The organism is Arthrobacter sp. 9E16, assembly GCF_002929435.1.
GTDB lineage: Bacteria > Actinomycetota > Actinomycetes > Actinomycetales > Micrococcaceae > Arthrobacter_B > Arthrobacter_B sunyaminii.
This window is the reverse complement of the sequence record NZ_PJIU01000001.1, coordinates 618,263-643,416: the sequence shown is the minus strand read 5'-3', so window position 1 is coordinate 643,416 and position 25,154 is coordinate 618,263. Positions and strand designations below refer to the sequence as shown.

The 25,154-nt window shown below is 66.8% G+C and carries 27 protein-coding genes; 24 read left to right on the top strand and 3 right to left on the bottom strand.

Features of this window, described 5'->3' with window-relative positions:
* Positions 1–27 precede the first annotated feature (27 nt).
* From paaA to CXR00_RS02960, 11 genes are all read left to right on the top strand, one after another.
* Positions 28–1,032, top strand: coding sequence for a 1,2-phenylacetyl-CoA epoxidase subunit PaaA (gene paaA / locus CXR00_RS03010; RefSeq protein ID WP_104053025.1), 1,005 nt, complete (start codon positions 28–30; stop codon positions 1,030–1,032).
* 3 nt (positions 1,033–1,035) lie between these two features.
* On the top strand, positions 1,036–1,413 hold the full coding sequence (gene paaB / locus CXR00_RS03005; protein WP_258060256.1) for a 1,2-phenylacetyl-CoA epoxidase subunit PaaB: 378 nt from the start codon (positions 1,036–1,038) through the stop codon (positions 1,411–1,413).
* Complete coding sequence (gene paaC / locus CXR00_RS03000) at positions 1,410–2,234, top strand: 1,2-phenylacetyl-CoA epoxidase subunit PaaC (RefSeq protein ID WP_258060255.1); 825 nt, start codon at positions 1,410–1,412, stop codon at positions 2,232–2,234. The genes paaB and paaC overlap by 4 nt, the downstream gene beginning before the upstream one ends.
* 45 nt (positions 2,235–2,279) lie before the next feature.
* Positions 2,280–2,777 (top strand): 1,2-phenylacetyl-CoA epoxidase subunit PaaD, encoded by a 498-nt coding sequence (gene paaD / locus CXR00_RS02995; RefSeq protein WP_104053695.1) that lies wholly within the window; start codon positions 2,280–2,282, stop codon positions 2,775–2,777.
* Positions 2,778–2,780: 3 nt separating this feature from the next.
* Positions 2,781–3,992 carry a 1,2-phenylacetyl-CoA epoxidase subunit PaaE gene (gene paaE, locus CXR00_RS02990; protein ID WP_104053023.1) on the top strand — a complete coding sequence of 404 codons (1,212 nt, stop codon included), beginning with the start codon at positions 2,781–2,783 and terminating at the stop codon, positions 3,990–3,992.
* Between the two features lie 23 nt (positions 3,993–4,015).
* On the top strand, positions 4,016–4,783 hold the full coding sequence (locus CXR00_RS02985) for an enoyl-CoA hydratase/isomerase family protein (protein ID WP_104053022.1): 768 nt from the start codon (positions 4,016–4,018) through the stop codon (positions 4,781–4,783).
* A 229-nt stretch (positions 4,784–5,012) separates the two neighbouring features.
* Positions 5,013–5,666 carry a hypothetical protein gene (locus CXR00_RS02980; protein WP_104053021.1) on the top strand — a complete coding sequence of 218 codons (654 nt, stop codon included), beginning with the start codon at positions 5,013–5,015 and terminating at the stop codon, positions 5,664–5,666.
* 69 nt (positions 5,667–5,735) lie between these two features.
* Positions 5,736–6,422, top strand: a complete 687-nt coding sequence (locus tag CXR00_RS02975; protein ID WP_104053020.1) for a copper resistance CopC family protein — start codon at positions 5,736–5,738, stop codon at positions 6,420–6,422.
* A gap of 137 nt (positions 6,423–6,559) precedes the next feature.
* Entirely contained in the window at positions 6,560–7,165 is a 606-nt protein-coding gene (locus CXR00_RS02970) for a copper chaperone PCu(A)C (RefSeq protein WP_104053019.1), read from the top strand.
* Positions 7,165–8,406 (top strand): Dyp-type peroxidase, encoded by a 1,242-nt coding sequence (locus tag CXR00_RS02965; RefSeq protein WP_104053018.1) that lies wholly within the window; start codon positions 7,165–7,167, stop codon positions 8,404–8,406. Before CXR00_RS02970 ends, CXR00_RS02965 begins: the two co-directional genes overlap by 1 nt.
* 156 nt (positions 8,407–8,562) lie before the next feature.
* Positions 8,563–8,817, top strand: coding sequence for a DUF6480 family protein (locus tag CXR00_RS02960; protein ID WP_104053017.1), 255 nt, complete (start codon positions 8,563–8,565; stop codon positions 8,815–8,817).
* 88 nt (positions 8,818–8,905) lie between these two features.
* On the opposite strand, the gene CXR00_RS02955 is transcribed toward CXR00_RS02960, so the two are convergent.
* Complete coding sequence (locus CXR00_RS02955; protein WP_104053016.1) at positions 8,906–9,370, bottom strand: Lrp/AsnC family transcriptional regulator; 465 nt, start codon at positions 9,368–9,370, stop codon at positions 8,906–8,908.
* Between the two features lie 220 nt (positions 9,371–9,590).
* On the opposite strand from CXR00_RS02955, the gene pdhA reads away from it, so the two are divergent.
* The 5 genes from pdhA (at position 9,591) to CXR00_RS02930 (ending at position 15,590) form a co-directional block, all read left to right on the top strand.
* A complete protein-coding gene (pdhA, locus tag CXR00_RS02950) occupies positions 9,591–10,709 on the top strand; it encodes a pyruvate dehydrogenase (acetyl-transferring) E1 component subunit alpha (protein ID WP_258060296.1) in 1,119 nt (372 codons plus the stop codon).
* A 12-nt stretch (positions 10,710–10,721) separates the two neighbouring features.
* Positions 10,722–11,819: an alpha-ketoacid dehydrogenase subunit beta gene (locus tag CXR00_RS02945; RefSeq protein ID WP_104053014.1), complete on the top strand. Its 1,098-nt coding sequence runs from the start codon at positions 10,722–10,724 to the stop codon at positions 11,817–11,819.
* On the top strand, positions 11,816–13,255 hold the full coding sequence (locus CXR00_RS02940) for a dihydrolipoamide acetyltransferase family protein (protein WP_104053013.1): 1,440 nt from the start codon (positions 11,816–11,818) through the stop codon (positions 13,253–13,255). The genes CXR00_RS02945 and CXR00_RS02940 overlap by 4 nt, the downstream gene beginning before the upstream one ends.
* Before the next feature lie 170 nt (positions 13,256–13,425).
* Positions 13,426–14,277 (top strand): MBL fold metallo-hydrolase, encoded by an 852-nt coding sequence (locus tag CXR00_RS02935; RefSeq protein ID WP_104053012.1) that lies wholly within the window; start codon positions 13,426–13,428, stop codon positions 14,275–14,277.
* A gap of 17 nt (positions 14,278–14,294) precedes the next feature.
* On the top strand, positions 14,295–15,590 hold the full coding sequence (locus CXR00_RS02930; RefSeq protein ID WP_104053011.1) for an MFS transporter: 1,296 nt from the start codon (positions 14,295–14,297) through the stop codon (positions 15,588–15,590).
* Here CXR00_RS02930 and CXR00_RS02925 read toward each other — a convergent pair.
* Complete coding sequence (locus CXR00_RS02925) at positions 15,562–16,473, bottom strand: phosphatase PAP2 family protein (protein ID WP_104053010.1); 912 nt, start codon at positions 16,471–16,473, stop codon at positions 15,562–15,564. The genes CXR00_RS02930 and CXR00_RS02925 overlap by 29 nt on opposite strands.
* Before the next feature lie 184 nt (positions 16,474–16,657).
* Between CXR00_RS02925 and CXR00_RS02920 the strand changes: the two genes are divergently transcribed.
* From CXR00_RS02920 to CXR00_RS02900, 5 genes are all read left to right on the top strand, one after another.
* Positions 16,658–17,602, top strand: coding sequence for an o-succinylbenzoate synthase (locus tag CXR00_RS02920; RefSeq protein WP_258060295.1), 945 nt, complete (start codon positions 16,658–16,660; stop codon positions 17,600–17,602).
* Positions 17,599–17,856: a hypothetical protein gene (locus CXR00_RS02915; RefSeq protein ID WP_104053009.1), complete on the top strand. Its 258-nt coding sequence runs from the start codon at positions 17,599–17,601 to the stop codon at positions 17,854–17,856. Before CXR00_RS02920 ends, CXR00_RS02915 begins: the two co-directional genes overlap by 4 nt.
* Positions 17,857–17,902: 46 nt before the next feature.
* Positions 17,903–18,391, top strand: coding sequence for a GNAT family N-acetyltransferase (locus tag CXR00_RS02910; protein ID WP_104053008.1), 489 nt, complete (start codon positions 17,903–17,905; stop codon positions 18,389–18,391).
* 68 nt (positions 18,392–18,459) lie between these two features.
* Positions 18,460–19,353: an LLM class flavin-dependent oxidoreductase gene (locus CXR00_RS02905; protein ID WP_104053007.1), complete on the top strand. Its 894-nt coding sequence runs from the start codon at positions 18,460–18,462 to the stop codon at positions 19,351–19,353.
* 206 nt (positions 19,354–19,559) lie between these two features.
* Positions 19,560–21,647, top strand: coding sequence for a PhoX family phosphatase (locus CXR00_RS02900; RefSeq protein WP_104053006.1), 2,088 nt, complete (start codon positions 19,560–19,562; stop codon positions 21,645–21,647).
* A 19-nt stretch (positions 21,648–21,666) separates the two neighbouring features.
* On the opposite strand, the gene CXR00_RS02895 is transcribed toward CXR00_RS02900, so the two are convergent.
* Complete coding sequence (locus CXR00_RS02895; RefSeq protein WP_104053005.1) at positions 21,667–21,924, bottom strand: metal-sensitive transcriptional regulator; 258 nt, start codon at positions 21,922–21,924, stop codon at positions 21,667–21,669.
* A 119-nt stretch (positions 21,925–22,043) separates the two neighbouring features.
* Between CXR00_RS02895 and CXR00_RS02890 the strand changes: the two genes are divergently transcribed.
* From CXR00_RS02890 to CXR00_RS02880, 3 genes are read left to right on the top strand one after another with little or no spacing between them, the layout of a single operon-like run.
* Complete coding sequence (locus tag CXR00_RS02890) at positions 22,044–22,688, top strand: rhodanese-like domain-containing protein (RefSeq protein WP_104053004.1); 645 nt, start codon at positions 22,044–22,046, stop codon at positions 22,686–22,688.
* The gene (locus CXR00_RS02885; RefSeq protein WP_104053003.1) at positions 22,685–23,596 is read left to right on the top strand and encodes a sulfite exporter TauE/SafE family protein; all 912 of its coding nucleotides are present in this window, start codon (positions 22,685–22,687) and stop codon (positions 23,594–23,596) included. The genes CXR00_RS02890 and CXR00_RS02885 overlap by 4 nt, the downstream gene beginning before the upstream one ends.
* 47 nt (positions 23,597–23,643) lie before the next feature.
* The gene (locus CXR00_RS02880; RefSeq protein ID WP_104053002.1) at positions 23,644–25,026 is read left to right on the top strand and encodes a rhodanese-like domain-containing protein; all 1,383 of its coding nucleotides are present in this window, start codon (positions 23,644–23,646) and stop codon (positions 25,024–25,026) included.
* Positions 25,027–25,154 lie beyond the last annotated feature (128 nt).

The following is a 25,154-nucleotide window of genomic DNA, read 5'->3' as shown; positions in this document are numbered from 1 at the left end:
TCCTTATCGCACAGTGAGGTGACAGTTATGTCGTTGCATACCGACGCTTCCCCCGGACTGCAGGCCGTTCCGGCCGAAGCACCGAGTGTCTCGGACGGGCCGGAGGCATACTTCGAGCAGCTCCTGGCTGAAGACTCGCGGATTGAACCGCGCGACTGGATGCCTGAGGCCTACCGCAAGACGCTGGTCCGCCAGATTTCGCAGCACGCGCACTCCGAGATCATCGGCATGCAGCCTGAGGCCAACTGGATTACGCGTGCCCCGTCCCTCAAGCGCAAGGCCATCCTCATGGCCAAGGTGCAGGACGAGGCCGGACACGGCCTCTACCTGTACTCGGCTGCGGAGACGCTGGGAACGCCGCGCGAGAAAATGACCGAGGACCTGATTGCCGGCAAGGCCCGGTACTCCAGCATCTTCAACTACCCCACCCTCAGCTGGGCGGACATGGGAGCGATCGGCTGGCTGGTGGACGGCGCTGCCATCTGCAACCAGGTTCCGCTGTGCCGTGCATCCTACGGCCCCTACGGACGCGCGATGGTGCGCGTCTGCAAGGAAGAGTCCTTCCACCAGCGGCAGGGGTTCGAAATCCTGCTGGAACTGGCGAACGGCACCGAAGCGCAGCGCGAAATGGCGCAGGACGCCATCAACCGCTGGTACGCCCCCTCGCTGATGATGTTCGGCCCGCCGGATGATGATTCACCCAACTCCAAACAGTCCATGGCCTGGAACATCAAGCGCTTCTCCAACGATGAACTGCGCTCCCGCTTTGTGGGAATGATCGTGGAGCAGGTCAAGGTCCTGGGCCTGACCCTGCCGGATGACTCCATCCGTTTCAACGAAGACACACAGCAGTGGGAGCACGGTCCCCTGGACTGGAACGAGTTCAAGGAAGTCCTCGCCGGACGCGGGCCCTGCAATGCGCAGCGCCTGGCCCGCCGCCGCGAGGCACACGAAGACGGCGCCTGGGTGCGCGAAGCAGCAGCCGCGTATGCAGCAAAGCAGGCAGCGGCACAGAAGACAGAGGTGGCTTAGATCATGGTTTCCGGTTCAACAACGGGCGACGACGGCGCCAAGCCGGTGGGCACGCAGACTTCCGCCGAGCCGGAGACCGCGGCCGGTGCCGCGGCACTGAGTTCGACCTGGCCGCTCTGGGAGGTCTTTGTTCGGTCCTCCCGCGGACTCTCCCACGTCCACGCCGGCTCGCTGCACGCTCCGGACGCGGACATGGCAGTCCGCAACGCCCGCGACCTCTACACCCGGCGCAACGAGGGCGTCTCGCTCTGGGTGGTGCCGGCGTCGGCCATTATTGCCTCCGACCCCGACTCCAAGGGGCAGTTCTTTGAATCCCCGCAGGGCAAGGACTACCGGCACGCCACGTACTACACCAAGTCCGAAGGAGTGAAGCACCTGTGAGCTCGGACAGCGCCACCCGCATTACCCCCGGCAACGCCCTGCGCCCGGAGGACATCGCCGCGGCGGGGATCAAGGCTCCCGCCGACGTCGCTGAATACGCCCTGCGCCTGGGCGATGATTCCCTGATCCTGGCCCAGCGGCTGGGCTGGTGGATCTCCCGTGCCCCGGAGCTGGAAGAAGACGTGGCGCTGGGGAACATAGGGCTGGACCTGCTCGGACACGCCCGGTCCTTCCTGACCTACGCCGGGTCGGCCAGCGGCAGGACCGAAGATGATTTGGCCTACTGGCGCCGCGAGGGTGAGTTCCGCTCCGCACACCTGTTTGAGCAGCCCAACGGCGACTTCGGCCGGACCATCGCCCGCCAGCTGGTGGCGTCCTTCTACCTCTACGAGCTGTACACGGCGCTCATGTCCTCCACTGATCCGACTCTGGCCGCGATCTCAGCCAAGGCCGTCAAGGAAGTTGACTACCACCGCGACCACAGCGCCCAGTGGATCCTGCGCCTGGCCGGCGGCACCGGGGAATCACGGCGCCGGATCACGCGCGCGCTGGAACTGACGTGGCCGTATGTCGGCGAACTGTTCGAGGACGACGATCTGGCCGTCTCCCTGGCCGCAACCGGAGCGGCAGTCCTTCCGTCCGCGCTGCGCGAGGGGTTCGACGCCGGCGTCGGCGCCGTGCTGCGCGAAGCAGGGCTTGAGGTTCCCGCGGTCCCGGCAGCCCCGGGCGGCGGACGCCGCGGAAAGCACAGCGAACATTTGGGATATCTGCTGGCCGAGATGCAGGTCCTGGCCCGCGAGCATCCCGGCGCCAGCTGGTAAGCGGTCATGACTGAGACTGAAGGTGCCACCGCCGTCGGCGCCGAAATGCTCCGTCCCTCCGATCCGGCGGCCGCCCGCGCCTGGGACATTGCCGCGACTGTCTGCGACCCGGAGATTCCGGTGCTCACCATCGAAGATCTGGGTGTGCTGCGGGCGGTTGAACCGACCGCACCGGACACTGTCACGGTCACCATCACGCCCACCTACTCCGGCTGTCCGGCCATGGACGCCATCCGCCAGGACGTGACGGCGGCGCTGAACGCCGCCGGCTATGACCACGTCCGCGTGGACCTGGTGCTCGCCCCGGCCTGGACCACGGACTGGATGAGCGAGGCGGGGAAGGCCAAGCTGAACACCTACGGCATTGCCCCGCCCACGGGCAAAGCCGCGGCGGGCCCGGTCCGGCTGGGCCTGAGCGTGAAGTGCCCGCAGTGTTCTTCCCTCAACACCCGTGAACTGACCCGTTTCGGCTCCACCTCCTGCAAGGCGCTTTATGTCTGCCAGGACTGCCGTGAACCCTTCGACTATTTCAAGGTGCTCTAACCCATGACTACATCCGTTCCCGCGCAGGCGCTCTCCGCACTGTCCGCGCCGTCCGCTGCGGACGCAGCGGTGCCGTCGCCGGGGTCCGTGCCCTCCCGCCGAACCACCTTTCATCCCCTTACGGTTGCCGAGGTGCGCCGGCTCACCGAGGACGCCATCGAAGTGACCTTCGCGGTGCCCGAGGCCCTCGCCGGATCGTATGACTACCTGCCCGGGCAGTATGTTGCCCTGCGCACCACCATGGACGGCACCGAAGTCCGCCGCAGCTACTCCATTTGCGCGGAGCCGCGGCCCGGGGAAATCCGGGTGGCGATCAAGCGTGACCTGGGCGGCCGGTTCTCCACCTGGGCCAATGAATCCCTCAAAGCCGGGGACGTGCTGGATGTCATGAGCCCGGCCGGCGGTTTCATTTCCAAGCATCCGATGAACGGCCTGAACCACCCCGAAGACCTGGACGTCACCGGCGAGAACGTTTTTGTGGCGGTGGCCGCCGGATCGGGCATCACCCCGGTGATTGCCATTGCCCGCACGGTGCTGGCCGCGTCCGAGAGCACGCGTTTCGACCTCGTCTACGCGAACAAGGCCGCCATGGACGTCATGTTCCTGGAGGAACTGGCGGACCTGAAGGACCGCTACCCCGCACGGTTTGCCCTGCATCATGTGCTGTCCCGCGAACAGCGGATCTCGCCCCTGCTGTCCGGGCGGATCGACGCCGAGAAGCTGTCCGTGCTGATCGACTCGGTGCTGCCGACGCAGCAGGTGGACGAATGGTTCCTCTGCGGACCCTTCGAGCTGGTGCAGATGTGCCGGGACGCCCTGGCCGAGCGCGGGGTTGACGCGGACAAGGTCCGGTTCGAGCTGTTCAGCACCGGCCAGCCCGGCAAGCCGGAAGGGTCTGCGGGCCGTCCCGTCGCCGTCGAACCCGGCGGAGACAACTACTCGATCACGTTCCGCCTGGACGGGCTGCAGGGCAAAGTGGCCAGCCCCACCCACGCCCGTGAATCCATCCTCAATGCCGCGCTGCGCGTCCGTCCGGATGTTCCGTTCGCCTGCGCCGGCGGCGTCTGCGGCACGTGCCGCGCCAAAGTTGTCACCGGCACTGTGGAAATGGACGAAAACTATGCCCTGGAACCGGATGAACTGGAAAAGGGCTACGTCCTGACCTGCCAGAGCCGCCCCACCAGCCCAGACGTCACCGTCGATTACGACGCCTAGTTTTCGAAGGAACGGAGCACCTCTTGATTGAACTGAGCGTCACCGGCGGCATCGCCGAAATAGTCCTCAATGCACCGAAGAAGCTCAATGCCCTGAATGAGGAGGCGCTGGCTGAATTGTCCCGGGCCTACGACGACGCCGAAGCCGCCGGGGTGCGGGCGCTGCTGCTGCGCGGGGAAGGCCGGGCGTTCTGCGCCGGACGCGACATTTCCGCCGTCGACCCCGCGAACGACGACGCTTACGCCTATCTGGGCGACCTGGTGACTCCGCTGCTGAAGAAAATGGCAGCCTTTCCGGCTCCCACCTTCGCTGCGGCGCAGGGTGCCTGCCTCGGCGTCGGACTCGGTCTGCTCGTGGCCACGGATGTTGTCTACGTGGCGGAGGACGCGAAGATTGGCTCGCCGTTCGCCAATCTGGGCGCAACCCTGGATTCCGGCGGACACTGGCTGTTCACCGAACGCCTCGGCGCGCACCGGACCCTGGACCTGATCTACACGGCGGATCTGATGAGCGGTGCCGAAGCCGTGGCCGCCGGGCTGTTCAGCCGTGCCTTCCCGGCCGATGAGCTGCTCGACTCCACTCGGACCATCGTGGAGCGTGTGGCCAGCGGCGCAACCGGAGCGTTCCGGGCCTCCAAGTCCCTGGTGGCACAGATCCGCGATTCCCGGGTGGGGCTGTGGACCGCCATGGAGGCCGAGAACACCGCCCAGGGCGAGCTCTGCCGGACCAAGGACTATGCTGAAGGATTTTCCGCGTTCATCGACAAGCGCAAGCCGGTTTTCCAGGGGTAGCCACGGGACTTGGAACCGTCGCTGGAACAGATAACGGGCCTAAACGGTCCTCAGGACCCCATTATCTGTTCGAAGGATTCAGGGGAACGGGTTTTGACCCCGTTATCTGCACGATGAATCGTACGGTCCGCCCGGAAACGTATTCGACAACCCGTAGAAATCCGGGGAGAATGTCAGCAGCCGGACCGAGCACCCGCTCACCCGGTCCGAACCGTCTCCGGGAGGGAACATGAGCACGCGCACCGCACGCCTGGTGCGCGGCTGGGCCGCAGCCTTGTCGGCCACGGCCGTTGCTGCTGCCTCCCACGTCCTCGCCGGTGGGGTCATCCCCAACCCGTTCATCGTGCTGTTCGCCCTGGCGCTGTCCGCGATGGTCTCCTGTGCCCTTGCCGGACGGACTCTTTCCCTGCCGCGTACAGCCGGAGCAGTGCTGGCCAGCCAGGGAATCTTCCATCTGCTCTTTACAGTCGGGGGAGCGGGGCTGACCTCCGGTCCCTCCGCCGCCGGTCTGAGCGCAGTGAGCCACGCAGGGCACGCCGGGCATGTGGAACCGGCAGCACTGGCCGCGCAGTTTGCTGACCCCGGAACGGTTGCATCCGTGAGCGCGGCGGGGCATTCTTCGGCCGCGATGTGGCTCGGCCACCTGACCGCCGCCGCAGCAACAGTACTGCTCATCCGCAAAGGCGAAGCTGCCCTGCTGCAGCTCGTGGCAACCATGCGTCTGTCCATCACGGCCATCCTGCCGCTGATCCTCCCGCTGCCGCTGGGACCGCGGATTCCCAAGCTCTCCAGCCTGATCCCTGCTGACCCGCTGGGGAACCTCGGTGTTCCGCTGCTGGTGATGAGACACCGGGGCCCGCCGGCCGCTGCTGTGTTCGTCTAGGCCCGCGCACCTCCGCGCGGAGCCTTACTCCCAGCAGCCGTCGGTAACGGGCCGGCGCAGAAAGCAGTCATGCCCTCTCTCTCCTCAACACCCTTTTCCCACCAGTTCAATTCCACCCCTCGCTCCCGCAGTGCTGTTTCCCGCCGCCTGCTCGCCTTCCGCGCGTTCCTGCTGGGCGCCCTGCTGCTTGCAGGGTTCGGAGCAGCACTGACAGCCGCACCGGCAGCACTGGCCCATGACGAACTTGTTTCCTCCACACCGGCGGACGGCACCGTCCTGGAAGAAGCCCCGGCAGAGCTTGAACTGGTCTTCAGCTCCGAGCTGATGGACATCGGCAACAAGGTGATCGTCGCGGACGCAGCCGGAACCAACCTGGTCGAGTCCGACCCCGTGCTTAACCGTGAAACCCTGGTTCAGGCACTGCCCGCGCTCGAAAACGGCACCTACCAAGTTAACTGGCGCGCGGTTTCCAGCGACGGACACCCCATCACCGGAACGTTCAGCTTCACCGTTGATGCACCGGGTTCGGACGCCGCGGAGACGAACGCTCCGGCCGGTACACCTACGGAATCAGCAGCAGCATCCGCCACGGCGGAGCCGACCGCTGAGTCTTCCGACCCCGCAGCAACGGAGGAATCCGTGGCATCGCATGTGCCCTGGGCCCTTGGCGGTGCGGCCGTGGGAGCCATCATTGCCCTCGCCGTCTGGGCTGTTGTTGCGCAGCTGAAGAAGCGCCGCCGCGGAGCCGGCTCCTAACCGGCAAACTGCCGTGCGCCGCGCCTCAAACCCCGCGTGCGGCTACTTCAACGCAACCGTCGGGCTGCGTACCTTTAGCGACTTTTCGCCCGGGCCCATGAGCGCGCCCGCGCACCAAACCTTTCGGAGTATCCCAAATGAAGAAACTCTCCCTTGCAGCTGCCGTCCTTGCACTCTCCGCCGCAGGGCTTGCCGGCTGCGCCGCCGATACCCCGGCCACCGGCTCCTCTTCTGAAGCCGCCTCTTCTGAAGCCGCCGAGCAATCCCAGCACCTGGCCATGACCGGAGCCTGGGCCAAGGCCAAAAGCGCCGGCGACATGACCGGCGCCTTTGGCACCTTGGAAAACTCCGGGGCGGAAGACATCACGGTGGTGTCCGCGACGTCACCTGCCGCTGCCGCGGTGGAACTGCACGAGACGGCAGCCGGCGCCGACGGTGCCATGGCAATGCAGGAAATCGAAGGCGGCTTCGTTGTCCCTGCGGGCGGGGAATACGTCCTCGAACCCGGCGCCAACCACCTCATGCTCATGGGCCTCACCGATGACCTGTTGGCCGGCGAGACGCTGCCCATCACCCTGGAACTTGGCGACGGCAGCACCCTGGAGATGGAAGCCACGGCCAAGGACTTTGCCGGCGCCAACGAAAACTACGAATCGGATGATGCGTCCTCCGAAAATGATGCTGCCCATGGTGCGGGGCACGGTGCCGGACACAGCAGCGAAGAACCCTCCACGGGCCACTGATGAGCCAGGAAAAGCCCCAGGGCGTCGGCCGTCGGCGTCTGCTGTTCGGCGGAGCGGCCGCCGGACTGGGCGCGGTCGCGGCGGCCGGCGCTCAATGGGCAGGAAACAGTTCCAGCTCCGAGCCGGACCTGGCCCGCACCGGGCTGGACGAGGGCGGAGCCAATGGGGCCCAGACGGTCCCCTTCTATGGAAGGCACCAGGCGGGGATCGCCACCGAGCCGCAGACGCACGCAGCGTTCCTCGCGCTGGACCTGCGCACCGACGTGAGCCGCGACCGGATCCGGTCCTGGCTCCGCCTGCTCAGTGACGACGCCGCGGCGCTGACACAGGGCCAGCCTGCCCTGGCGGACACGGAAGCGGAGCTGGCGGTTCGTCCCGCCCGGCTGAGCGTGACCTTTGGATTTGGCCCGGGCCTGGTCAAGGCTGTTGCCCCGCATCTGGCACCGCCGTGGCTGGCTCCGCTGCCCGGCTTCGGCGTTGACGCCCTGCAGGAGCGCTGGAACGGCGGAGACCTGCTGCTGCAGATCTGCGCCGATGATCCGCTGACCGTGGCCCACGCCCAGCGGATGCTGTTGAAGGACAGCCGGGCGTTTGCCGCTGTGCGCTGGATCCAATCCGGATTCCGCCGTGCCTACGGCAGCGAACAAACCGGCACCACCATGCGGAACCTGTTTGGCCAGGTGGACGGCTCGGCCAACCCTGTTCCCGGAACGGCCGAATTTGACCGGGTGGTCTGGGGCGACGCTGAAATCCCGGCGTGGCTGGACGGCGGCACCTCCATGGTCATCCGGCGGATCGCCATGAACCTGGACACCTGGGATGAACTGGACCGGCACGGCCGCGAGGAGTCCGTAGGGCGCACCCTGGCCAACGGTGCGCCCCTTACCGGTTCCGCCGAGCACGACGCTCCCGACTTTGAGGCCGTCACGGCGCTCGGTTTCCCGGTGATTCCCGATTACTCCCATATGCGCCGGGCGCGGCCGGACAATCCGCGGCAACGGATCCTGCGGCGTTCGTACAACTATGACGACGCACCGGAGCCCGGCGGTCCGGTCTCCAATGCGGGGCAGGTTTTTGTCTCCTTCCAGGCAGACGTGAGTGCCCAGTTCCTGCCGATCCAGGAACGCCTGGACAAACTGGACCTGCTCAACGAATGGACAACGCCGATTGGTTCGGCGGTGTTCGCCGTTCCGCCGGGTGCCAGGGAAGGCGGTTTCGTGGGGGAAGCGCTCTTCGGCTGAGCACCCGGGCTGAGCAACCGCCGCGTCCGGGCCTGAACCGGGCCGGGTTGTTTCTCCGGGGCGCCAGAGACTACGTTGGAAACTAATGATCAGCATGCTGATTATTGTCCGGGCCACCCCGGAAGCACCAGCAGCCACGGAGAGACGGAGGCACAGATGACGGACAGCTACGATCCGAATAATGACCCGGGCAATCCCGACAAGCCCAAGGATGCCGGCAAGAAACTGCAGGACTCCAGCCGGGAGGGTGGCGGCAACGCCGACACCAGCACGGAAAAGGGTAAGTTTGCCAACCCGGACCCCGCGGCAGGGAACGTCACCGGGCTGGAGCCCGGCGGCGGCGTTCCCCCGGGAGAGACCCCTCCCGCCGAGGATCAGATGAGCATGGATCAGGGGCACGACGAAGATTGATCCGCCCCGGTACTGCGCACAGCGGCCCGCCACCGGACTTCCGGTTGGCGGGCCGCTTGCTGTCTTGGGGGCCGCCGGGGCCTTGCCCTTACCTGGCGTCCAGATCCTCAAACACCAGGAACGTCTGCGTATCCAGGATGCCCGGCATTGATTGAAGCTGGTCGAAGATGACCTGGCGCAGATGCACGTTGTCTTCGGCGCGGACCAGCAGGATTACGTCGAAGGAGCCGCCCACCAGTGCAATGTGATGGATTTCGGGAATGGCGCGCAGCTGCTCACGCAGTTCCCGCCACGAGTGCTGGCGCACCTTCAATGTCACATAGGCGGACGAACGCAACCCTGCTTTCACCGGATCAACGACGGCGGTGAACCGGCTGAGCACTCCTGTTTCCGTCAGCTTGGCAATCCGCGAATACGCGTGGGCGCGGGAAATGTGCACGGCCTCGGCCACGGCGGTGACGGACGCCCTGCCGTTGCCCGTGAGCTCAGCGAGGATGGATCGGTCGATGTCATCCAGTTTCGGGGCCGGTTGCTCGGTGATGTCCCGTGCCATAGTGTCCACACTCTCCGGGGTAATCCAGCTCACAATTTACATTTCGTCCACCAGCATAGCCGCCAGCGTCGCATCCATCCACGTTTTCGCCGCTCTCTGGATACGAATAAGGGTTCGTCAGCATACTTGGGTAACAGAACATCCACGGCGAAGAGGCGGTGGAAGGGCAGCTGACGGAGGCAAAATGACTATCTCAACGGGCAATCCGCCCCCCGGAGCCATGGACGATCCCCGCAGGGACGCACGCCGATTCGGCACCGCCGGCAGCTCGGACCTGCTGCCCTCGGACTCACCGGTGCAGCTGGTGGACCCGGACGGCGTCCACCGCCACGATGACCGCTATCCGCTGCCCGACGGCGATTCCCTCCGCAGTGCCTACGCCCGGTTGATCGCGGGCCGGCGCATCAACGACCAGGCCAACGCGCTCGTGAGGCAGGGCAGGCTGGCGGTCTATCCTTCCTCCCACGGCCAGGAAGCGTGCCAAGTGGCCGCCGCCGTCGTTCTCGACAAAAACGACTGGCTTTTTCCCACCTACCGCGACACAGTGGCGGTGATTTCCCGGGGCGTGGAACCGCTGCAGGTCCTGACGCTGCTGCGCGGTGACTGGCATTCGGGCTACGACCCCTACGAGCACAACACCGCTCCGCAGGCCACGCCCCTGGCAACCCAGCTGCTGCACGCCGTCGGCGTGGCCCACGCCGCCAAGCTCAAGGGCGAAGACACCGTGGTGCTGGCCATGTGCGGAGACGGTGCCACCAGCGAGGGCGACTTCCACGAGGCCCTGAACTTCGCCGCCGTGTTCCACGTGCCCGTGGTGTTCTTTGTGCAGAACAACGAGTACGCCATCTCGGTGCCGCTGGCGAGCCAGTCGGTGGCGCCGTCCCTGGCGCACAAGGCCATCGGTTACGGCATGCCCGGCGAACGGGTGGACGGCAACGACCTGGCGGCCCTGCTCTCGGTCCTCGGCGCCGCAGTGGACCGGGCGCGTGAGGGACACGGGCCGTCACTGGTTGAAGCGCACACCTACCGCATGCAGGCCCACACCAACGCGGATGACGCCACCCGCTACCGCACGGAGGAGGACGTTCAGAAGTGGGTGCCGCGGGATCCCATCGCCCGCATGCGCACCTACCTGCGCGGCCTCAACCTGCTGGACGACGACGCCGAGGCCGGCTTCGCAGCAGATGCCGAGGACATTGCCGCCGCCATGCGCGACGGCTTGAACACCGATGTGGAACCGGATCCGCAGGAACTGTTCAACCACGTCTACACCCGACGCACGCCGCAGCTCATTGAGCAGGCAAACCTGCTGCGCGACGAACTCTCGCGCCAGGCCTGAAAGGCAGCCACGATGACCGTTACCGAAACCCTCGAAGTCCCTGAAACACTCGAAGCGCCGGCCGCGCCGGGCCCGGCCGCCCCTGAGTCCCTCACCTTCGCCAAGGCACTGAACACCGCACTGGCCGATGAAATGGCGGCCAATTCCGCCGTCATCATGTTCGGCGAGGACGTGGGCCCGCTGGGCGGCGTCTTCCGCATCACCGACGGGCTGACCGCCCGTTTCGGTGAAGAGCGCTGCTTCGACACCCCGCTGGCCGAATCCGGCATCATGGGCATGGCCGTGGGCATGGCCATGAACGGCATGCGTCCCGTAGTGGAAATGCAGTTCGACGCCTTCGCTTACCCGGCCTTTGAACAGGTGGTCAGCCACGTCGCCAAGACCGCCAACCGCACCCGCGGCAAGGTCCGCCTGCCAATGGTGATCCGCATTCCCTACGCCGGCGGCATCGGGGGAGTGGAGCACCACTGCGACTCCTCCGAGTCCTACTACGCACACACTCCGGGACTGACCGTCGTGGCGCCCGCCACGGTTGCCGACGCCTACACGCTGCTCCGCGAAGCCATCCGGCTGAATGATCCCGTGGTTTTCCTGGAACCCAAGAAGCTTTACTGGACCAAGGAGGATGTGGACCTCGCCGCACTGCGCAGCCGCTTCGACGCCGAAGATGTGTCCGAGGACGGCACCCGGCTTTCCGGCGGCATCGGCACCGCCGCAGTGGCCCGCTCCGGCTCCGATGCCACCCTGATTGCCTACGGACCGTCAGTGGCCACGGCTATGGCTGCCGCCGAAGCCGCAGCGGAAGAGGGCCGGTCCCTGGAAGTGATCGACCTGCGCTCCATCGTGCCGTTCGACGATGAAACCGTCACCGCCTCGGTCCGCCGCACCGGCCGCGCCGTGGTCATCTCGGAAGCACCCGGATTCGCCTCCGTGGCTTCGGAAATCGTGGCCCGCGTGCAGGAACGCTGCTTCCATTCCCTGGCCGCGCCGGTGCTGCGCGTCACCGGGTTCGACATTCCCTATCCGGCCCCCAAGCTGGAGCACTGGTTCCTGCCCAGCGTGGACCGGATCCTGGACACCGTTGACGAACTGCAGTGGGAGGACCGATGAGCACGCGCACCTTCCTGCTCCCTGATCTGGGCGAAGGCCTGACCGAAGCCGAACTGGTGACCTGGCTGGTGGCCGTGGGCGACGAGATCCGCGTGGACCAGCCGGTGGCCGAGGTGGAAACCGCCAAGTCCCTGGTGGAAGTTCCCTCCCCGTTTGCCGGCACCGTGGCACAGCTGCACGGCGAAGCAGGGCAGACGCTCGACGTCGGGCGTCCCCTGATCTCTGTGGCAGCGGCCGGCGCCGGGACAACTTCCCTCGAAAGCGCCGCCGTCGGATCCGCGCCGGCACCAGGACGCAGCGACCCCGACGGCGAAGCGTACCGGCAGGAAGAAAAGGCCGGTTCGGGCAACGTGCTGATTGGTTACGGCACCCCCGGCGGGCACGCCGTGGCACGCCGGACCCGCCGCCCGCGTACCGCAGCGGCTGGACCGGGTGCAGCTCCGGCTTCATCAGCCCCTCCGGTACCGGTGCTGGCAATAGTCCCGGACCTCCCGGCCGAGGCTCCGAGGTGCATCTCGCCGCTGGTCCGCAAGCTTGCCCGCGAGAACGGTGTCCGGCTGGCTAATCTGACGGGCTCCGGCGCCAACGGACTGATCCTGCGCAGCGACGTGGAAGCAGCTCTGTCCGGGGCAGGGTCATCCGAAAAGGCCGAACCCGCCGCAGCCCCCGCAACCTCGGCAACTCAGGCGGCCCCTGCCGGCAGCGACCCGCGCACCGGCTTGGCCGTCGCATCGCGGACACCGGTCAAGGGACTGCGCAAAACGGTTGCCGCGAACCTCACCGCCAGCCGGGCCAGCATTCCCGAGGCCACGGTCTGGGTGGATGTGGACGCCACCGCTCTGCTGGAACTGCGCGCGGACCTCAAGCGCCGGCACCCGGTTAACACCCCCGGCCTGATGGCGTTCCTCGCCCGCTTTGTGCTGGCCGGGCTGGCGAAGTTCCCCGAACTCAATGCCCGGTTTGATCCGGCATCCGAGGACGCCGACGGCGGTGCAAGCATCACAGCCTACGACGGCGTCAACCTGGGCTTCGCAGCGCAGACCGACCGCGGCCTGGTTGTTCCCTCCATCCGCCGTGCCGACACCATGAACGCCCGCGGCCTGGACGCGGAAATCCGCCGGCTCACAGCGTCGGCACGCGATGGCAAGGCCACGCCTGCCGAGCTGACGTCGGGCACCTTCACGCTGAACAACTACGGGGTGTTCGGTGTGGACGGCAGCGCCGCGATCATCAACTATCCGGAGTCGGCCATCCTTGGGATCGGCCGGATCATCGACAAGCCGTGGGTTGTGGACGGCGAACTGGCCGTACGGAAAATGACCGAGCTGACCCTGGTCTTCGACCACCGGATCTGCGACGGCGGGACCGCCGGCGGCTTCCTGCGCTATGTGGCTGATGCCATCGAGAACCCGGGCAGCGTCCTCGCGGACCTCTGACGGACCAGGGGCACCGCGAACCCGGCCGGACCCGCGCCGCAACATTTGCGGACAGTCGTGGTCCGGCCGCCGCGGCCGCGATACCTTGGAACCAGAAGTTGGAACAAGAAATTCACCGCCGGTGCACCCGAGGCTCCGGGCAGCTTACGGACCCCACAAAGGACGGACCCATGACCCACGCAACCGGCCAGGAAACCGAGCAGTGGCTGGAGGTGGCGCCGCGGGTGCTGGTGCTTCGCAATCCCGGCTTCGGCATGAACACCGGTCTGGTCATCGGGGATGAGCAGGCGCTGATCATCGACACCGGTGCCGGTCCCCGGCAGGGCTGCGCCATCCTGACGGCAGTGCGTGAGCGCACCGATCTGCCGCTGATCGCCGTGAACACCCACGCGCACTTTGATCATTTCTTCGGCAACGCTGTCTTGGCGGCGAACGGCGTCCAGGACATCTGGGCCACCAGCCGCTGCGCCGAAGCCATCCGCGAGCAGGGCGATTCCCAGCGCCCCGCCGTCGCCGGCGTGGAAGCCGAGATGGCCGCCGGGGAGGGCGTGCACACGGAGATTCTGGCACCCAACCGCCTGGTGGACGGTTCCCCGGTGGACCTGGATCTGGGCGGCATCTCCGTGACGCTCTTCCATCTAGGCCGGGGCCACACCGACCATGACCTGCTCGTCGGCGCCGGCGATGTCCTGTTCACCGGAGACCTGGTGGAAGAGGGCGCGGATCCGTCCTTTGAGGACTCCTTTCCCAAGGAGTGGATCCGCACGCTGGGCAAGATGACCGCGCTGGAGGACCTGTATTCGGTCTTCGTGCCGGGCCACGGCAAACCGGTGGCCGTGGACTTCGTGACTACGCAGATGAACAAGATGCGCACCGCCGTTGCCGTCACCCGCAGCGCCATGGACCAGGCCTCCACCGATATGACCAAGGCCATCCCTATTCTGCCGTACGGGCCGGAGCAGTCCCGGGCCCTGCTGATGCGGCTGCGGACCCTGGCACGCTGGAAGTGGCTTAAGCAATAAGGGCGTACCCTGAACCGGTGCCCGCAGAATCCTTTAGCCTCAAATCCATAGCCATTCCCGCGTTTGGGCCCACGCTCCTGTACGGCCTGGCCACCGGGGCCATCCTGCCGGTGATCGCGCTGACAGCGCGGGACCTTGGAGCCACCGTGGCCCTGGCTGCTCTGGTGATCACCCTGACGGGCATCGGTTCTTTGCTCACCAACGTGCCGGCCACGGTGCTTACCACCCGGTTCGGCGAAAAATGGGCGCTGGTGATCGCTGCACTGTGGTGTTCGGCAGCGATGGCCACGGCAGCTCTGGCACCGGTGCTGTGGATCTTTGCCCTGGCCGTGTTCATGGTGGGGATGGCGGGCTCGGTCTTTGGCCTGGCACGGCAGAGCTACCTTACCGAAGCCGTACCGCTGTATTACAGGGCCCGGGCACTGTCCACCCTGGGCGGGGTAAACCGGATTGGTGTCTTTGCCGGACCCTTTGCCGCCGCCGGCGTCATCCATTTCGCCGGAATCTCCGGAGCCTACTGGGTGGGTGCCGCCGCCGCCCTGTTGGCAGCGATTATCAGCCTGCGGGTCCCTGAACTGCGGGTGCCCATCCCGGCGGGCCCGGGACGAGCCCCCGGTCCAGGCTCCGCCGGCAGAGGGCGCCGCAGCGCCGGCGACCCGGCTGTTCCCGCGCCTACCGTTCGCTCCGTCCTCGGCAGCCACGGCAGGGTGTTCCGCACACTGGGCCTGGGCATCCTCCTGATCGCGGCCGTGCGAGCCTCCCGGCAGGCAGTCATTCCGCTCTGGGCCCAGCACATCGGATTGGACCCCACTCAGACCGCCCTGATTTACGGGTTGTCCGGTGCCATCGACATGCTGATCTTCTATCCCGCGGGCAAAGCCATGGACCTGTGGGGGCGGCGCTGGGTGGCTGTGCCGTGCATGCTGACCATGGCTGCGGGACTGGCGCTGATGCCGTTCACCACCGACCGGACCGGCCTGCTGCTGGTGGCCCTGGTCCTGGGTTTCGGCAACGGGATCGGTTCCGGCATCGTGATGACCCTGGGTGCGGATTTCTCGCCCTCGCCCGGCCGCCCGCAGTTCCTGGGCATCTGGCGGCTGCTGGCGGACACCGGCACCATGGCCGGGCCGGCGCTCCTCTCGGCGGTGACGGCGCTGGTGTCACTGTCAGCAGGCATCGGTGCCACCGCCGTCCTGGGCCTGCTGGGAGCGGCCGCACTGTGGAAATGGGTGCCTAAAGGCCGTCCCGGCTACGGCCAGCCCAAGGGCCAGGCGCGCGGACAGGTCAGCGGGCCGGGTCTCCCGCCTGCATAGAGAAGACCCAGCAGGCCAGCGCGCTGAGCACGTAACCCACACCAACGATCAGGCCCAGACCGGACCAGAAATACAACAGCATGGACTCGCTGCTGCCCAGCACCGTGGTGCCGCTGATGGCGTACAGGTAGGCGCCCACGCTGATCAGCAGCGACAGCAGCCCGGGGATCCAGCACATCGCGGCCAGCACCGGAACTGAACCGCGGCCCCGGCCGCCGGGCGGCCAGTAATTCCACTCCGGGGTGGTGCGCAGCATGACCAACCCGCCAATTAGTGTCCACGTAGCCACCACCAGGAAGGACGCCACGACGTCGGCCGGCCGGTGCCACAGGTTAACGAAGGTGGACGCCCCCGCGAGCACCGCGTAGCTTCCGCCCGCCAGGGCAACCGCCGGACGCCAGCGGGGAGAGGCCAGCAGGAACACGACGGCGGCCGCCGAGGCAGCCAGCGTGGTGTGGCCTGACGGCAGCGAGTTGAAGTCCAGCGTGATGACGCCCCGGTCCGGGCGGTCAAAGAAGAGCCGCTTCAGCAGCTGGCTGCTGATGTTCGCCGCAGCAAAAGTTGCCAGCGCAATCACCGCCGGTGCCAGCCGCCGTCGTCGTACGGTCATCACCAGCACCACGGCCCCCGCAATGAAGACGGACAACAGCGGCAGGTTGTCCAGGAACTCCAGCACCGGCAGCTTTGTTCCGGGCATCGCCACTTCAGCCTCGCGCCAGGCGGATTCATCGGCCAGCTGGCCGGTGGTGGTTCGGACAAAACCCCAGTACGTCAGTGCCACTGCAGCCGCACACAGCAGTGCCCCGAACAGGAACAGGGCTGCATTGGAGGCAGGCGGGCGCCGAGTCGGAGCGCGGCGGTTCAGGAGATCGCGGGTATTCATTGCCTCCTAGTCTGCCACTGGATCTTGGCACTTGGCTGAATGGCCGCCGTGAGCGCCGTCATGCCGTGCCGAACCGATCCCGGGCTAGGCTGGCTGGGTGGCTACCCCTGACTTTTCCTCCGCTTCCGGGTCCCGGCCGGACCTGTCCGTCCTGCTCACCGGAGCCCGCGTCGTCTCGATTCCCATGCGTGTCCGTTTCCGCAGGATCCTGCACCGTGAGGCCCTCCTGATTCCCGGGGCTGCCGGCTGGGGCGAGTTTTCCCCGTTTCCCGAATACGACGACGCCGAGGCCGCGCCGTGGCTTACGGCCGCCCTGGAAGCGGCGGGGGAGGGGTATCCGAAACCGGTACGGACCTCCGTTCCGGTCAATGGAACCGTGCCGGCGGTGGCCGTGGACCGGGTTGAAGGAGTCCTTGCCCGGTTTGGAGCGGTGAGTGCCGTGAAGGTTAAGGTGGCCGAGCGGGGCCAGACCGTGGCCGAGGATCTGGCCCGGGTGGCAGAAGTCCGGCGGCTGCTGCCCACCGCAGGCATCCGCGTGGATGCCAACGGCGGCTGGGACGTGCCCACCGCCGTCGCCGCACTGGAAGCGCTGGCCGAAGCGGGGCTGGAATACGCCGAGCAGCCGGTCCCGGACATTGCCGGGCTGCGGGAGGTGCGGCAGGAACTGGCACGCCGCGACATCCCGGTGCTGATTGCCGCCGACGAGAGCGTCCGCAAGGAAACCGATCCGCTGCGCGTGGCACGGGAAGACGCTGCGGACCTGATCGTGGTGAAGGTGGCTCCGCTCGGCGGAGTTCGCCGCGCCCTGGAGATTGTGGCCGCGGCCGGGCTTCCCGCCGTCGTCAGCTCTGCCCTGGACACCTCGGTGGGAATCCGGGCCGGCGTCGCGCTGGCGGCCTCGCTGCCCGAGCTGCCGTATGCCTGCGGGCTGGGCACCCTGTCGCTGATGGCGGGGGATGTCGCCGAGGAACCCCTGCTGCCCGACGGCGGCGCCCTGGCAGTGCGGAACGTGGCGGTGTCTGGGGAATTGCTGGAGCGCTACGCGGCGGCGCCGGAGCGCCGGCAGTGGTGGCTGGACCGGCTGGAACGGGTTTATGGACAGTTGATGAGAGGGGACAGGACAGCATGAAGTACGTACTTCCGGCAGTGACGGTTCTGATGGCGGCTGCCGGGCTGGCCGTGTGGATCTTTGCGGACAACCTTCTTTTGGGGCTCGGCCTGGTGGCTCTGGCACTGCTTCTGGGGGCTGTTGCCCCGGGCATTGTTGGCCGGCTGGGAACGGACAACAACGCCGGCGATGCCGACCCGGCACGGGTGAAGGAGTACCGGGCGCAGCATCCGGGAACGACCATCGCCGACGCAATCCGCGCCACCCGGCAGTAGGGTCCGCCGGATCCGTTGGCTGAAGGCAACGTGCAAGGATCAACCCATGACGCTGGCCACCTTTACCCTGTCCGAACAGAACTACCGCCTGCGCCGGGCAGGTGCCGCCGACGTCGGGCCGATCGTTGAACTGCTGGCCGCAGATGAGCTGCGGCAGGGTGAGGATTCCGCGGAACCGGAGCGCCACGGAGCATACGTTGAGGCCTTCCGGCGGATTGACGCCGACCCCGCCCAGCTGCTGGTGGTTGCGGCAAACCAGCAGGACAAGGTTGTCGGCACCATGCAGCTGACTGTTATCCCCGGGCTGGCACGTGCCGGGGCCACCCGGTTGCTCGTGGAGGCGGTGCGGGTGGATGCCGGGCTGCGCGGCAACGGACTGGGCTCGGCGATGATGGCCTGGGCGGTCGAAGAAGGGCGGCGGCGCGGCGCCTCGATGGTTCAGCTCACGAGCGACAGGGCGCGCGGTGCCGCCCACCGGTTCTACGAGCGTCTGGGCTTTACTCCGTCGCATGTGGGGTTCAAACTCTTCCTCTAGCGGTCTTCCAAAAGGTGGTGCCCTCAGGCTGGGTCCGAGGCCCTAGGCTGAACGACTAGGAGCGCCCCATGCCCGACTATGGCCGGAACCTGCTCTTCGGAGCATTCCTCACGCCTGCGGCCTCACCGCCGCAGCAGGCGGTGGAGCTGACCGTCACGGCGGAACGGGCCGGGCTGGACCTGGCCACCTTCCAGGATCATCCCTATCAGCCGCGGTTCCTGGACACCTGGACACTGCTGTCTTACGCGGCTGCCAGAACTGAGCAGATCACCCTCGCCACCAATCTCCTGAATCTGCCGCTGCGCCAGCCGGTGATCGTGGCGCGCAGCGCGGCCAGCCTGGACCTGCTCAGCGGCGGACGGTTCGAACTCGGACTGGGTGCCGGCGCCTTCTGGGACGCGATCGAGGCTGTGGGCGGGCAGCGGCTGGAACCGGGTGAGGCAGTCACCGGGCTGGCGGAGGCGATCCGGATCATCCGCGGTGTCTGGGCTGTTGGTGACCGCACGCCGTTGCGGGTAGACGGAGAGGTGCATCAGGTCCACGGCGCCAAGCGCGGGCCCGCACCGGCGCACGACGTCGGTATCTGGCTGGGTGCCTACAAGCCGCGCATGCTCCGGCTCACCGGGGAAACGGCTGACGGCTGGGTGCCCACGCTCAGCTATCTCCGCGGCGGCCCGGCCGATTTGGCGGCCATGAACTCGCGGATTGACGACGCTGCGGTCGCCGCCGGGCGTGATCCGGCAGCGGTGCGGCGGCTGCTGAACATCAGCGGTTCCCTCGAAACCACCGGCGGCGGATTGCTGCAGGGGCCGGCCGCCCAGTGGGCGCGGGAACTCGCGGACATCGCCTTGGAATACGGTATCTCCGGATTCCTCCTGGCCAGCGACAATGCCCGGGACCTGCAGCGTTACGGCGAGGAAGTGGCCCCCGAAGTCCGGTCCCTGGTCGCAGCCGCACGGTAGGGCACCTGCTGGAGTTGTTAACCCGGCGTTCAACCGGCAGCCTCCTGCGCGTCGCTTTCCACTGCCAACGTGGGCAGCGACACATCCGCCGGAGAAAGGCCCGACCCTTGACCGACCTGTCCAATTTTGTGCCGTCCGCTTCTGAGCCCGCCGTGAACGCCGAGTCAAGTCTCGCCGGCGCCGCCCCGAAGAGACGGCTATTGCCCATGCTCGGGCACACCCGAGGCAAGCGTAGTGCTGTCACCTGCGCTCTGAAGTGCGACAACGCCTGCAGCAAAGCAGTCTGCAACACTTCCGCCAACAGCTATTTCCGGGACATCGTGTCGGCCGAGTTTTCACGGCGCACAGCCTTGGGGGTCGGAGCCGCCGGTGCTCTGGGAGCCGCCGTGCTGGCCCTCGGCGGCGCAGCTCCGGCGACAGCGGCACCGGCCGGGCCGGGCGGCGGACGGGGTCCGCGGAAATCCCTGGGCTTCGCACCCATCGCACCCGTGGACGCGGCAGTGGACAGCTTTGACGTCCCGGCTGGATACGAGTGGGAACCGCTGCTGCGCTGGGGAGATCCGCTGTTCGCCGATTCCCCCGCGTTCAATTTCCGTGACCAGAACGCGGCCGCGCAGGCCCGCCAGTTCGGCTACAACAACGACTATCTGGAAATCCTTCGCCAGCCCAACGGCAAGAAGGGACTGCTCGTCTGCAACCACGAGTATGTAAACCCGGAGATCATGTTCCCGGCTGCCCCGGCCTCCGCCGCCGAGGAAGCCGAGCGGCGCGCCATCTTCCGCAACGCCGTCGGCATGTCGGTGGTGGAACTGGAACGCAGTTCCCGGGGCACACCCTGGAATTATGTCCGCGGCGCCCGGCTCAACCGCCGCATCACCCTGGACACCGTCTTTGAACTCACGGGACCGGCAGCCGGAACGGAGCTGCTCAAAACGGCAGCCGATCCGGAGGGGCGGTTTGTGCTCGGGACGCTTGGCAACTGTGCCGGCGGCAGCACTCCGTGGGGAACGGTGCTCTCCGGCGAGGAGAACTTCAACGGCTTCTTTCGCGCCGACGGCACCAGCGCCGAGGACAAGCGGTATGGCCTGGACAGCGCCGCGACGGCCATGGGCTGGGAGCAGGAGGACCCGCGCTTCGATGCGCGCACCCCGGAAACCCGCAACGAGCCGAACCGGTTCGGTTACATCGTGGAGCTTGACCCCGAGGACCCGGAGTCGGTGCCGCGCAAGCACACCAGTCTGGGCCGGTTCAAACATGAGGGTGCCAACGTCATCATCGCTCGCAACGGCAAGGCCGTGGCGTATTCGGGGGACGATGAGCGCTTCGACTACCTCTATAAGTTTGTCTCGAAGAACAAGTACCGGAAGAACGACAAGCGGCACAACATGACGCTCCTGGCCGAGGGGGACCTGTATGTTGCCCGGTTTGCCGGCAACTCGCCCGCGGCTGAAATTGACGGTACCGGCTCTGTTCCCGCTGACGGCGGATTCGACGGCCGGGGCACCTGGCTTCCGCTGGTGGTGCGCGGCAAATCGGCTATCCCGGGCATGAGCGTGGCGGAAGTGCTGGTCTACACCCGCCTCGCTGCGGACAAGGCCGGGGCGACCAAGATGGACCGCTGCGAGGACGTGGAGCCGAGCCTGGCCACGGGGCGGGTCTACGTGGCCTGCACCAACAACTCCAACCGCGGCGTCGGCGCCAGCGCAGTTGCCGATGAAGTGAATCCCCGGCGGGAAAACCGTGACGGGCACATTGTGGAAATCATCGAGGACCGCGACGACGCCACGGCCACCAGCTTCCGCTGGAATCTGCTGATGCTCTGCGGGGACCCGGCGCAGGGGGATGCCACCTACTTCAGCGGTTATCCCCAGGAGTTGGTCAGCCCCATTTCCTGCCCGGACAACCTGGCCTTTGATTCCGCCGGCAACCTGTGGATTTCCACCGACGGCGCTCCGTCCGGAATCGGCTACAACGACGGATTGTTCAAAGTGGCGCTTACCGGACGCGAACGCGGCAAGGTGGAGCAGTTCCTTTCCGTGCCCCGTGACGGAGAGACCTGCGGGCCGGTGATCCATGACGAGGAATCCATGGTGTTCGTTGCCGTGCAGCATCCGGGGGAGGACGGCAGCTACGGCGCGCACACGTCCTTCTTTCCGGACTACGTGCCCGATGGCGCCGTGCCGGCTGCCGGGGAAGTCCGGGCGCCCCGGCCGGCCGTGGTGCAGGTGTACCGCGAGGATGCCAACCCCGGACGGCACGGGCACAAGGGACCCGGCAAAAAGGGCAGCCGTTGAGTCAGAGGGGAGGGTGGAGTTAGGCCAGGGACAGGAAGAGCTGTTCCAGTTCCTTCTTGTCCATGGCGTTGTCTTCTTGGGTCAGGCACTGCTGCAGCCCGGTGGCAATGATGAGGAAACCTGCCCGGTCCAACGCCTTGGAGACGGCGGCCAGCTGCGTGACAACGTCCTTGCAGTCGCGGCCTTCCTCCAGCATGCGGGTGACAGCGCTCAGCTGGCCCTGCGCACGCTTGAGCCGGTTGATGACCGGGGTGAGCTCTGTTGCATCAAGTTCCATGGAGTTTCTCCGAAGCTAGGGAAGATCCCAGCTTATACCCCGGCGGGTGTTTTGACTACCCCCGGGGGTATAAGTAATACTCGGTGGGGTATTCATCTTCCCCGTCCTGAGAGGACCCCATGGCTTCCGCAACACCCTCATCTCCCGGCTCGCCTATCCCCGCATCGGCCGTCACTGCACTCGATGCGCAGACCCTGCAGGTCTGGCAGCGCGAGCAGCCGGATCTGATCGTGCTGGATGTCCGCTCCGCAGCTGAATTCGAGTCCCTGCACATTGCCGGTTCCGTCAATGTGCCCCTTCCGCTGCTCAAGGACCATGCCGATTCCGTGGCAACACGCCTCGGCGGCAGCGTCGTTCTGGTCTGCCAGTCGGGTGTCCGTGCCGAGCAGGCGCGCCAGCGGCTGGGCGCAGCGGGCATAGATGCAGCCACCGTCCTCACCGGAGGTGTACCGGGCTACGCGGCGGCCGGCGGCAACGTTGTCCGCGGCAAGGAGCGCTGGGACCTGGAGCGCCAGGTGCGCCTGGCAGCCGGGTCCCTCGTGCTTGCCGGTTTGACCGGAGGCCGGTTCGCTTCGCCCAAGGTCCGGACTCTGGCCGGCGTCATCGGCGCCGGTTTGACCTTCTCCGCGGCCACCAACACCTGCGCCATGGGCAAAGCACTATCGGTCATGCCGTGGAACAAAGCCGCCGTTGAACCCACCCCTGAAGACGTCCTCGCCAGCCTGCCGCTGAGCGGAGCCGGGGACACCGCGGCAGCATCATGACCCCGACACTGATCCTCGTTCTGGCGCTGTCCATTCTCATCGGGCTCTCGCTCGGTGTCCTCGGCGGCGGCGGCTCCATCCTGACCGTTCCGATCCTGGTTTATGTGGCCGGCTTCGACGCCAAGGAAGCCATTGCGGCATCGCTGTTCGTCGTCGGTGTCACCTCCGCGGTCAGCGTCATCAGCCATGCCCGCAGCGGCCGGGTGATGTGGCGCACCGGCCTCCTCTTCGGTGCCGCCGGCATGCTTGGCGCCTTTGCCGGCGGCTTGCTGGGCGGCTTCATCCCCGGTGAGATTCTGCTGGTTGCCTTCGCTTTGATGATGGTCGCCACCTCGGCCGCCATGATCCGCGGCCGTAAGAACAAACAGGCGGCCGGCACTGACAGTGACGGCGCTCCGCGACGGATGCCGCTCGGAAAAATCCTGGTCGAGGGCCTCATTGTGGGCCTGGTCACCGGACTGGTGGGTGCCGGCGGAGGATTCCTTGTAGTTCCCGCCCTGGCTCTGCTCGGCGGACTGCCGATGTCGATTGCCGTGGGCACCTCACTGGTGGTCATCAGCATGAAGTCCTTCGCCGGACTCGCCGGCTACCTCACCACGGTCCAGTTGGACTGGAGCCTGGTCCTGGCCGTCACGGCCGCTGCGATTGTCGGCAGCCTGATCGGCGCCAAGCTCGCCGGCCGGATCCCCGAGACCGCGCTCCGCAAGGGCTTTGGCTGGTTTGTCCTGGTCATGGGCGCCTTCGTGCTCATACAGCAGGCACCGGCGGATCTCCAGCTGATTCTCGCCGGGGGCGTCGCGGCACTTGCACTGGCTGCGGTGGCCGTCTGCTGGCTGTTCATCCCTTCCTGCCCGCTGCGCAAAACCAACCGGCACCGGGACGACGCGTCCCGGCACCTGCCGGCCTAGCTCCACAGACAACAAACCTTCCACTTCACAACAGAAGGAGCACCCCCATGCTTATCGAACGCATTTATGATGAAGACCTGGCCCAGGCCAGCTACCTGATCGGCTGCCAGGCCAAGGGCGAGGCGATCGTCGTCGACGCCCGCCGCGACATTGCCGGCTACCTGGACCTCGCCGCCGCCAACGGCATGAAAATCGTGGCCGTTACCGAAACCCACATCCACGCCGACTTCCTCTCCGGAACCCGGGAACTGGCTGCGGCCACCGGTGCCACGGTCTACGTTTCCGGTGAAGGCGGACCCGACTGGCAGTATGACTTCGACGGTGAACGGCTGCACGACCTGGATACGGTCAAGCTCGGCAACATCACCGTCCAGGCTCTGCACACCCCCGGCCATACCCCGGAGCACCTGTCCTTCCTGATCACTGACGGCGCGTTCAGTGATTCACCCGGCTACCTGCTGTCCGGCGATTTCATCTTCTCCGGCGACCTCGGCCGTCCGGACCTGCTGGACGAAGCCGCCGGCGGCGTCGACACCCGTTTTGCAGGTGCCAAGCAGCTGTTCGCCAGCCTGCGGGACAAGTTCCTGACCCTGCCCGACTACGTCCAGGTGCACCCGGGCCACGGCGCCGGCAGCGCCTGCGGCAAGGCCCTGGGGGCCATCCCGTCCTCCACCGTCGGCTACGAACGCCGCTACGCCTGGTGGGGCCCGTACCTCGAGAACAACGACGAGCAGGGGTTCATCAACGAACTGCTCGACGGGCAGCCCGACGCGCACGCCTACTTCGGCCGCATGAAGCGCGAAAACCGGCAGGGCCCGGCCGTCATGGGCGAGCGGGCGCCGCTGCAGGAACTGTCCACGGACGACGTCGTCCGTGATCTCGCCGCCGACCGTGCGATTTTCGTGGACACCCGCTCTAACGCCCGTGTCCATGAGGGCACTGTTGCCGGATCCCTCAACATTCCCGCCGGCAAGTCCTTTGCCAGCTTCGGTGCCTGGGTCGTGGATCCGGAAAAGGACCAGAACCCGCTGGTGCTCCTGGCCGAGGGTCAGGAGCAGGCGCAGGAAATGTGGAACCACCTGGTCCGCGTGGGCATCGACAACGTTGCCGGTTACGTCACCAGCATCGACGGTCTGCCGCCGTTCACTCCGCCGCTGATCCAGCCGTCCGAACTTCCGGATTTCGACGCCGCCATGGTGCTGGACGTCCGCAACCGCACCGAGCACGCGGCCGGGCACATTCCCGGTTCGTACCAGCTCAGCGGCGGGCGTGTGCTGTGGCGCCTGGATGAGCTTCCGGAGAGCGGCACCATTGTGACCTACTGCCAGAGCGGAGTGCGGAACTCCGTGGCAGCCAGCGGCCTGCGCCGCGCCGGGTACGACGTCGTCGAACTGGACGGCAGCTACGCCGCATGGGCGGCACAAAAGTAACCAGCGAAAGAGAAGCCGCGCCTGGATAAGTGCCTTTGGGAAGTGCGGAGTATGGCGGCGCCCCGCAATGAAAAACCGGCCTGGGCCGAGCATGTGTGCGAAAGATCCGAAAGTCCCCCAACTTCCGA

What these genes read in the sequence shown, in the direction of transcription:
- paaA (WP_104053025.1), top strand. Translation starts at nt 28, where the DNA reads ATGTCGTTGCATACCGACGCTTCCCCCGGACTGCAGGCCGTTCCGGCC.
- paaB (WP_258060256.1), top strand. Translation starts at nt 1,036, where the DNA reads ATGGTTTCCGGTTCAACAACGGGCGACGACGGCGCCAAGCCGGTGGGC.
- paaD (WP_104053695.1), top strand. Translation starts at nt 2,280, where the DNA reads ATGCTCCGTCCCTCCGATCCGGCGGCCGCCCGCGCCTGGGACATTGCC.
- paaE (WP_104053023.1), top strand. Translation starts at nt 2,781, where the DNA reads ATGACTACATCCGTTCCCGCGCAGGCGCTCTCCGCACTGTCCGCGCCG.
- CXR00_RS02980 (WP_104053021.1), top strand. Translation starts at nt 5,013, where the DNA reads ATGAGCACGCGCACCGCACGCCTGGTGCGCGGCTGGGCCGCAGCCTTG.
- CXR00_RS02975 (WP_104053020.1), top strand. Translation starts at nt 5,736, where the DNA reads ATGCCCTCTCTCTCCTCAACACCCTTTTCCCACCAGTTCAATTCCACC.
- CXR00_RS02970 (WP_104053019.1), top strand. Translation starts at nt 6,560, where the DNA reads ATGAAGAAACTCTCCCTTGCAGCTGCCGTCCTTGCACTCTCCGCCGCA.
- CXR00_RS02965 (WP_104053018.1), top strand. Translation starts at nt 7,165, where the DNA reads ATGAGCCAGGAAAAGCCCCAGGGCGTCGGCCGTCGGCGTCTGCTGTTC.
- CXR00_RS02960 (WP_104053017.1), top strand. Translation starts at nt 8,563, where the DNA reads ATGACGGACAGCTACGATCCGAATAATGACCCGGGCAATCCCGACAAG.
- CXR00_RS02955 (WP_104053016.1), bottom strand. Translation starts at nt 9,370, where the DNA reads ATGGCACGGGACATCACCGAGCAACCGGCCCCGAAACTGGATGACATC.
- pdhA (WP_258060296.1), top strand. Translation starts at nt 9,591, where the DNA reads ATGGACGATCCCCGCAGGGACGCACGCCGATTCGGCACCGCCGGCAGC.
- CXR00_RS02945 (WP_104053014.1), top strand. Translation starts at nt 10,722, where the DNA reads ATGACCGTTACCGAAACCCTCGAAGTCCCTGAAACACTCGAAGCGCCG.
- CXR00_RS02940 (WP_104053013.1), top strand. Translation starts at nt 11,816, where the DNA reads ATGAGCACGCGCACCTTCCTGCTCCCTGATCTGGGCGAAGGCCTGACC.
- CXR00_RS02935 (WP_104053012.1), top strand. Translation starts at nt 13,426, where the DNA reads ATGACCCACGCAACCGGCCAGGAAACCGAGCAGTGGCTGGAGGTGGCG.
- CXR00_RS02925 (WP_104053010.1), bottom strand. Translation starts at nt 16,473, where the DNA reads ATGAATACCCGCGATCTCCTGAACCGCCGCGCTCCGACTCGGCGCCCG.
- CXR00_RS02920 (WP_258060295.1), top strand. Translation starts at nt 16,658, where the DNA reads ATGCGTGTCCGTTTCCGCAGGATCCTGCACCGTGAGGCCCTCCTGATT.
- CXR00_RS02915 (WP_104053009.1), top strand. Translation starts at nt 17,599, where the DNA reads ATGAAGTACGTACTTCCGGCAGTGACGGTTCTGATGGCGGCTGCCGGG.
- CXR00_RS02910 (WP_104053008.1), top strand. Translation starts at nt 17,903, where the DNA reads ATGACGCTGGCCACCTTTACCCTGTCCGAACAGAACTACCGCCTGCGC.
- CXR00_RS02905 (WP_104053007.1), top strand. Translation starts at nt 18,460, where the DNA reads ATGCCCGACTATGGCCGGAACCTGCTCTTCGGAGCATTCCTCACGCCT.
- CXR00_RS02900 (WP_104053006.1), top strand. Translation starts at nt 19,560, where the DNA reads ATGCTCGGGCACACCCGAGGCAAGCGTAGTGCTGTCACCTGCGCTCTG.
- CXR00_RS02895 (WP_104053005.1), bottom strand. Translation starts at nt 21,924, where the DNA reads ATGGAACTTGATGCAACAGAGCTCACCCCGGTCATCAACCGGCTCAAG.
- CXR00_RS02890 (WP_104053004.1), top strand. Translation starts at nt 22,044, where the DNA reads ATGGCTTCCGCAACACCCTCATCTCCCGGCTCGCCTATCCCCGCATCG.
- CXR00_RS02885 (WP_104053003.1), top strand. Translation starts at nt 22,685, where the DNA reads ATGACCCCGACACTGATCCTCGTTCTGGCGCTGTCCATTCTCATCGGG.
- CXR00_RS02880 (WP_104053002.1), top strand. Translation starts at nt 23,644, where the DNA reads ATGCTTATCGAACGCATTTATGATGAAGACCTGGCCCAGGCCAGCTAC.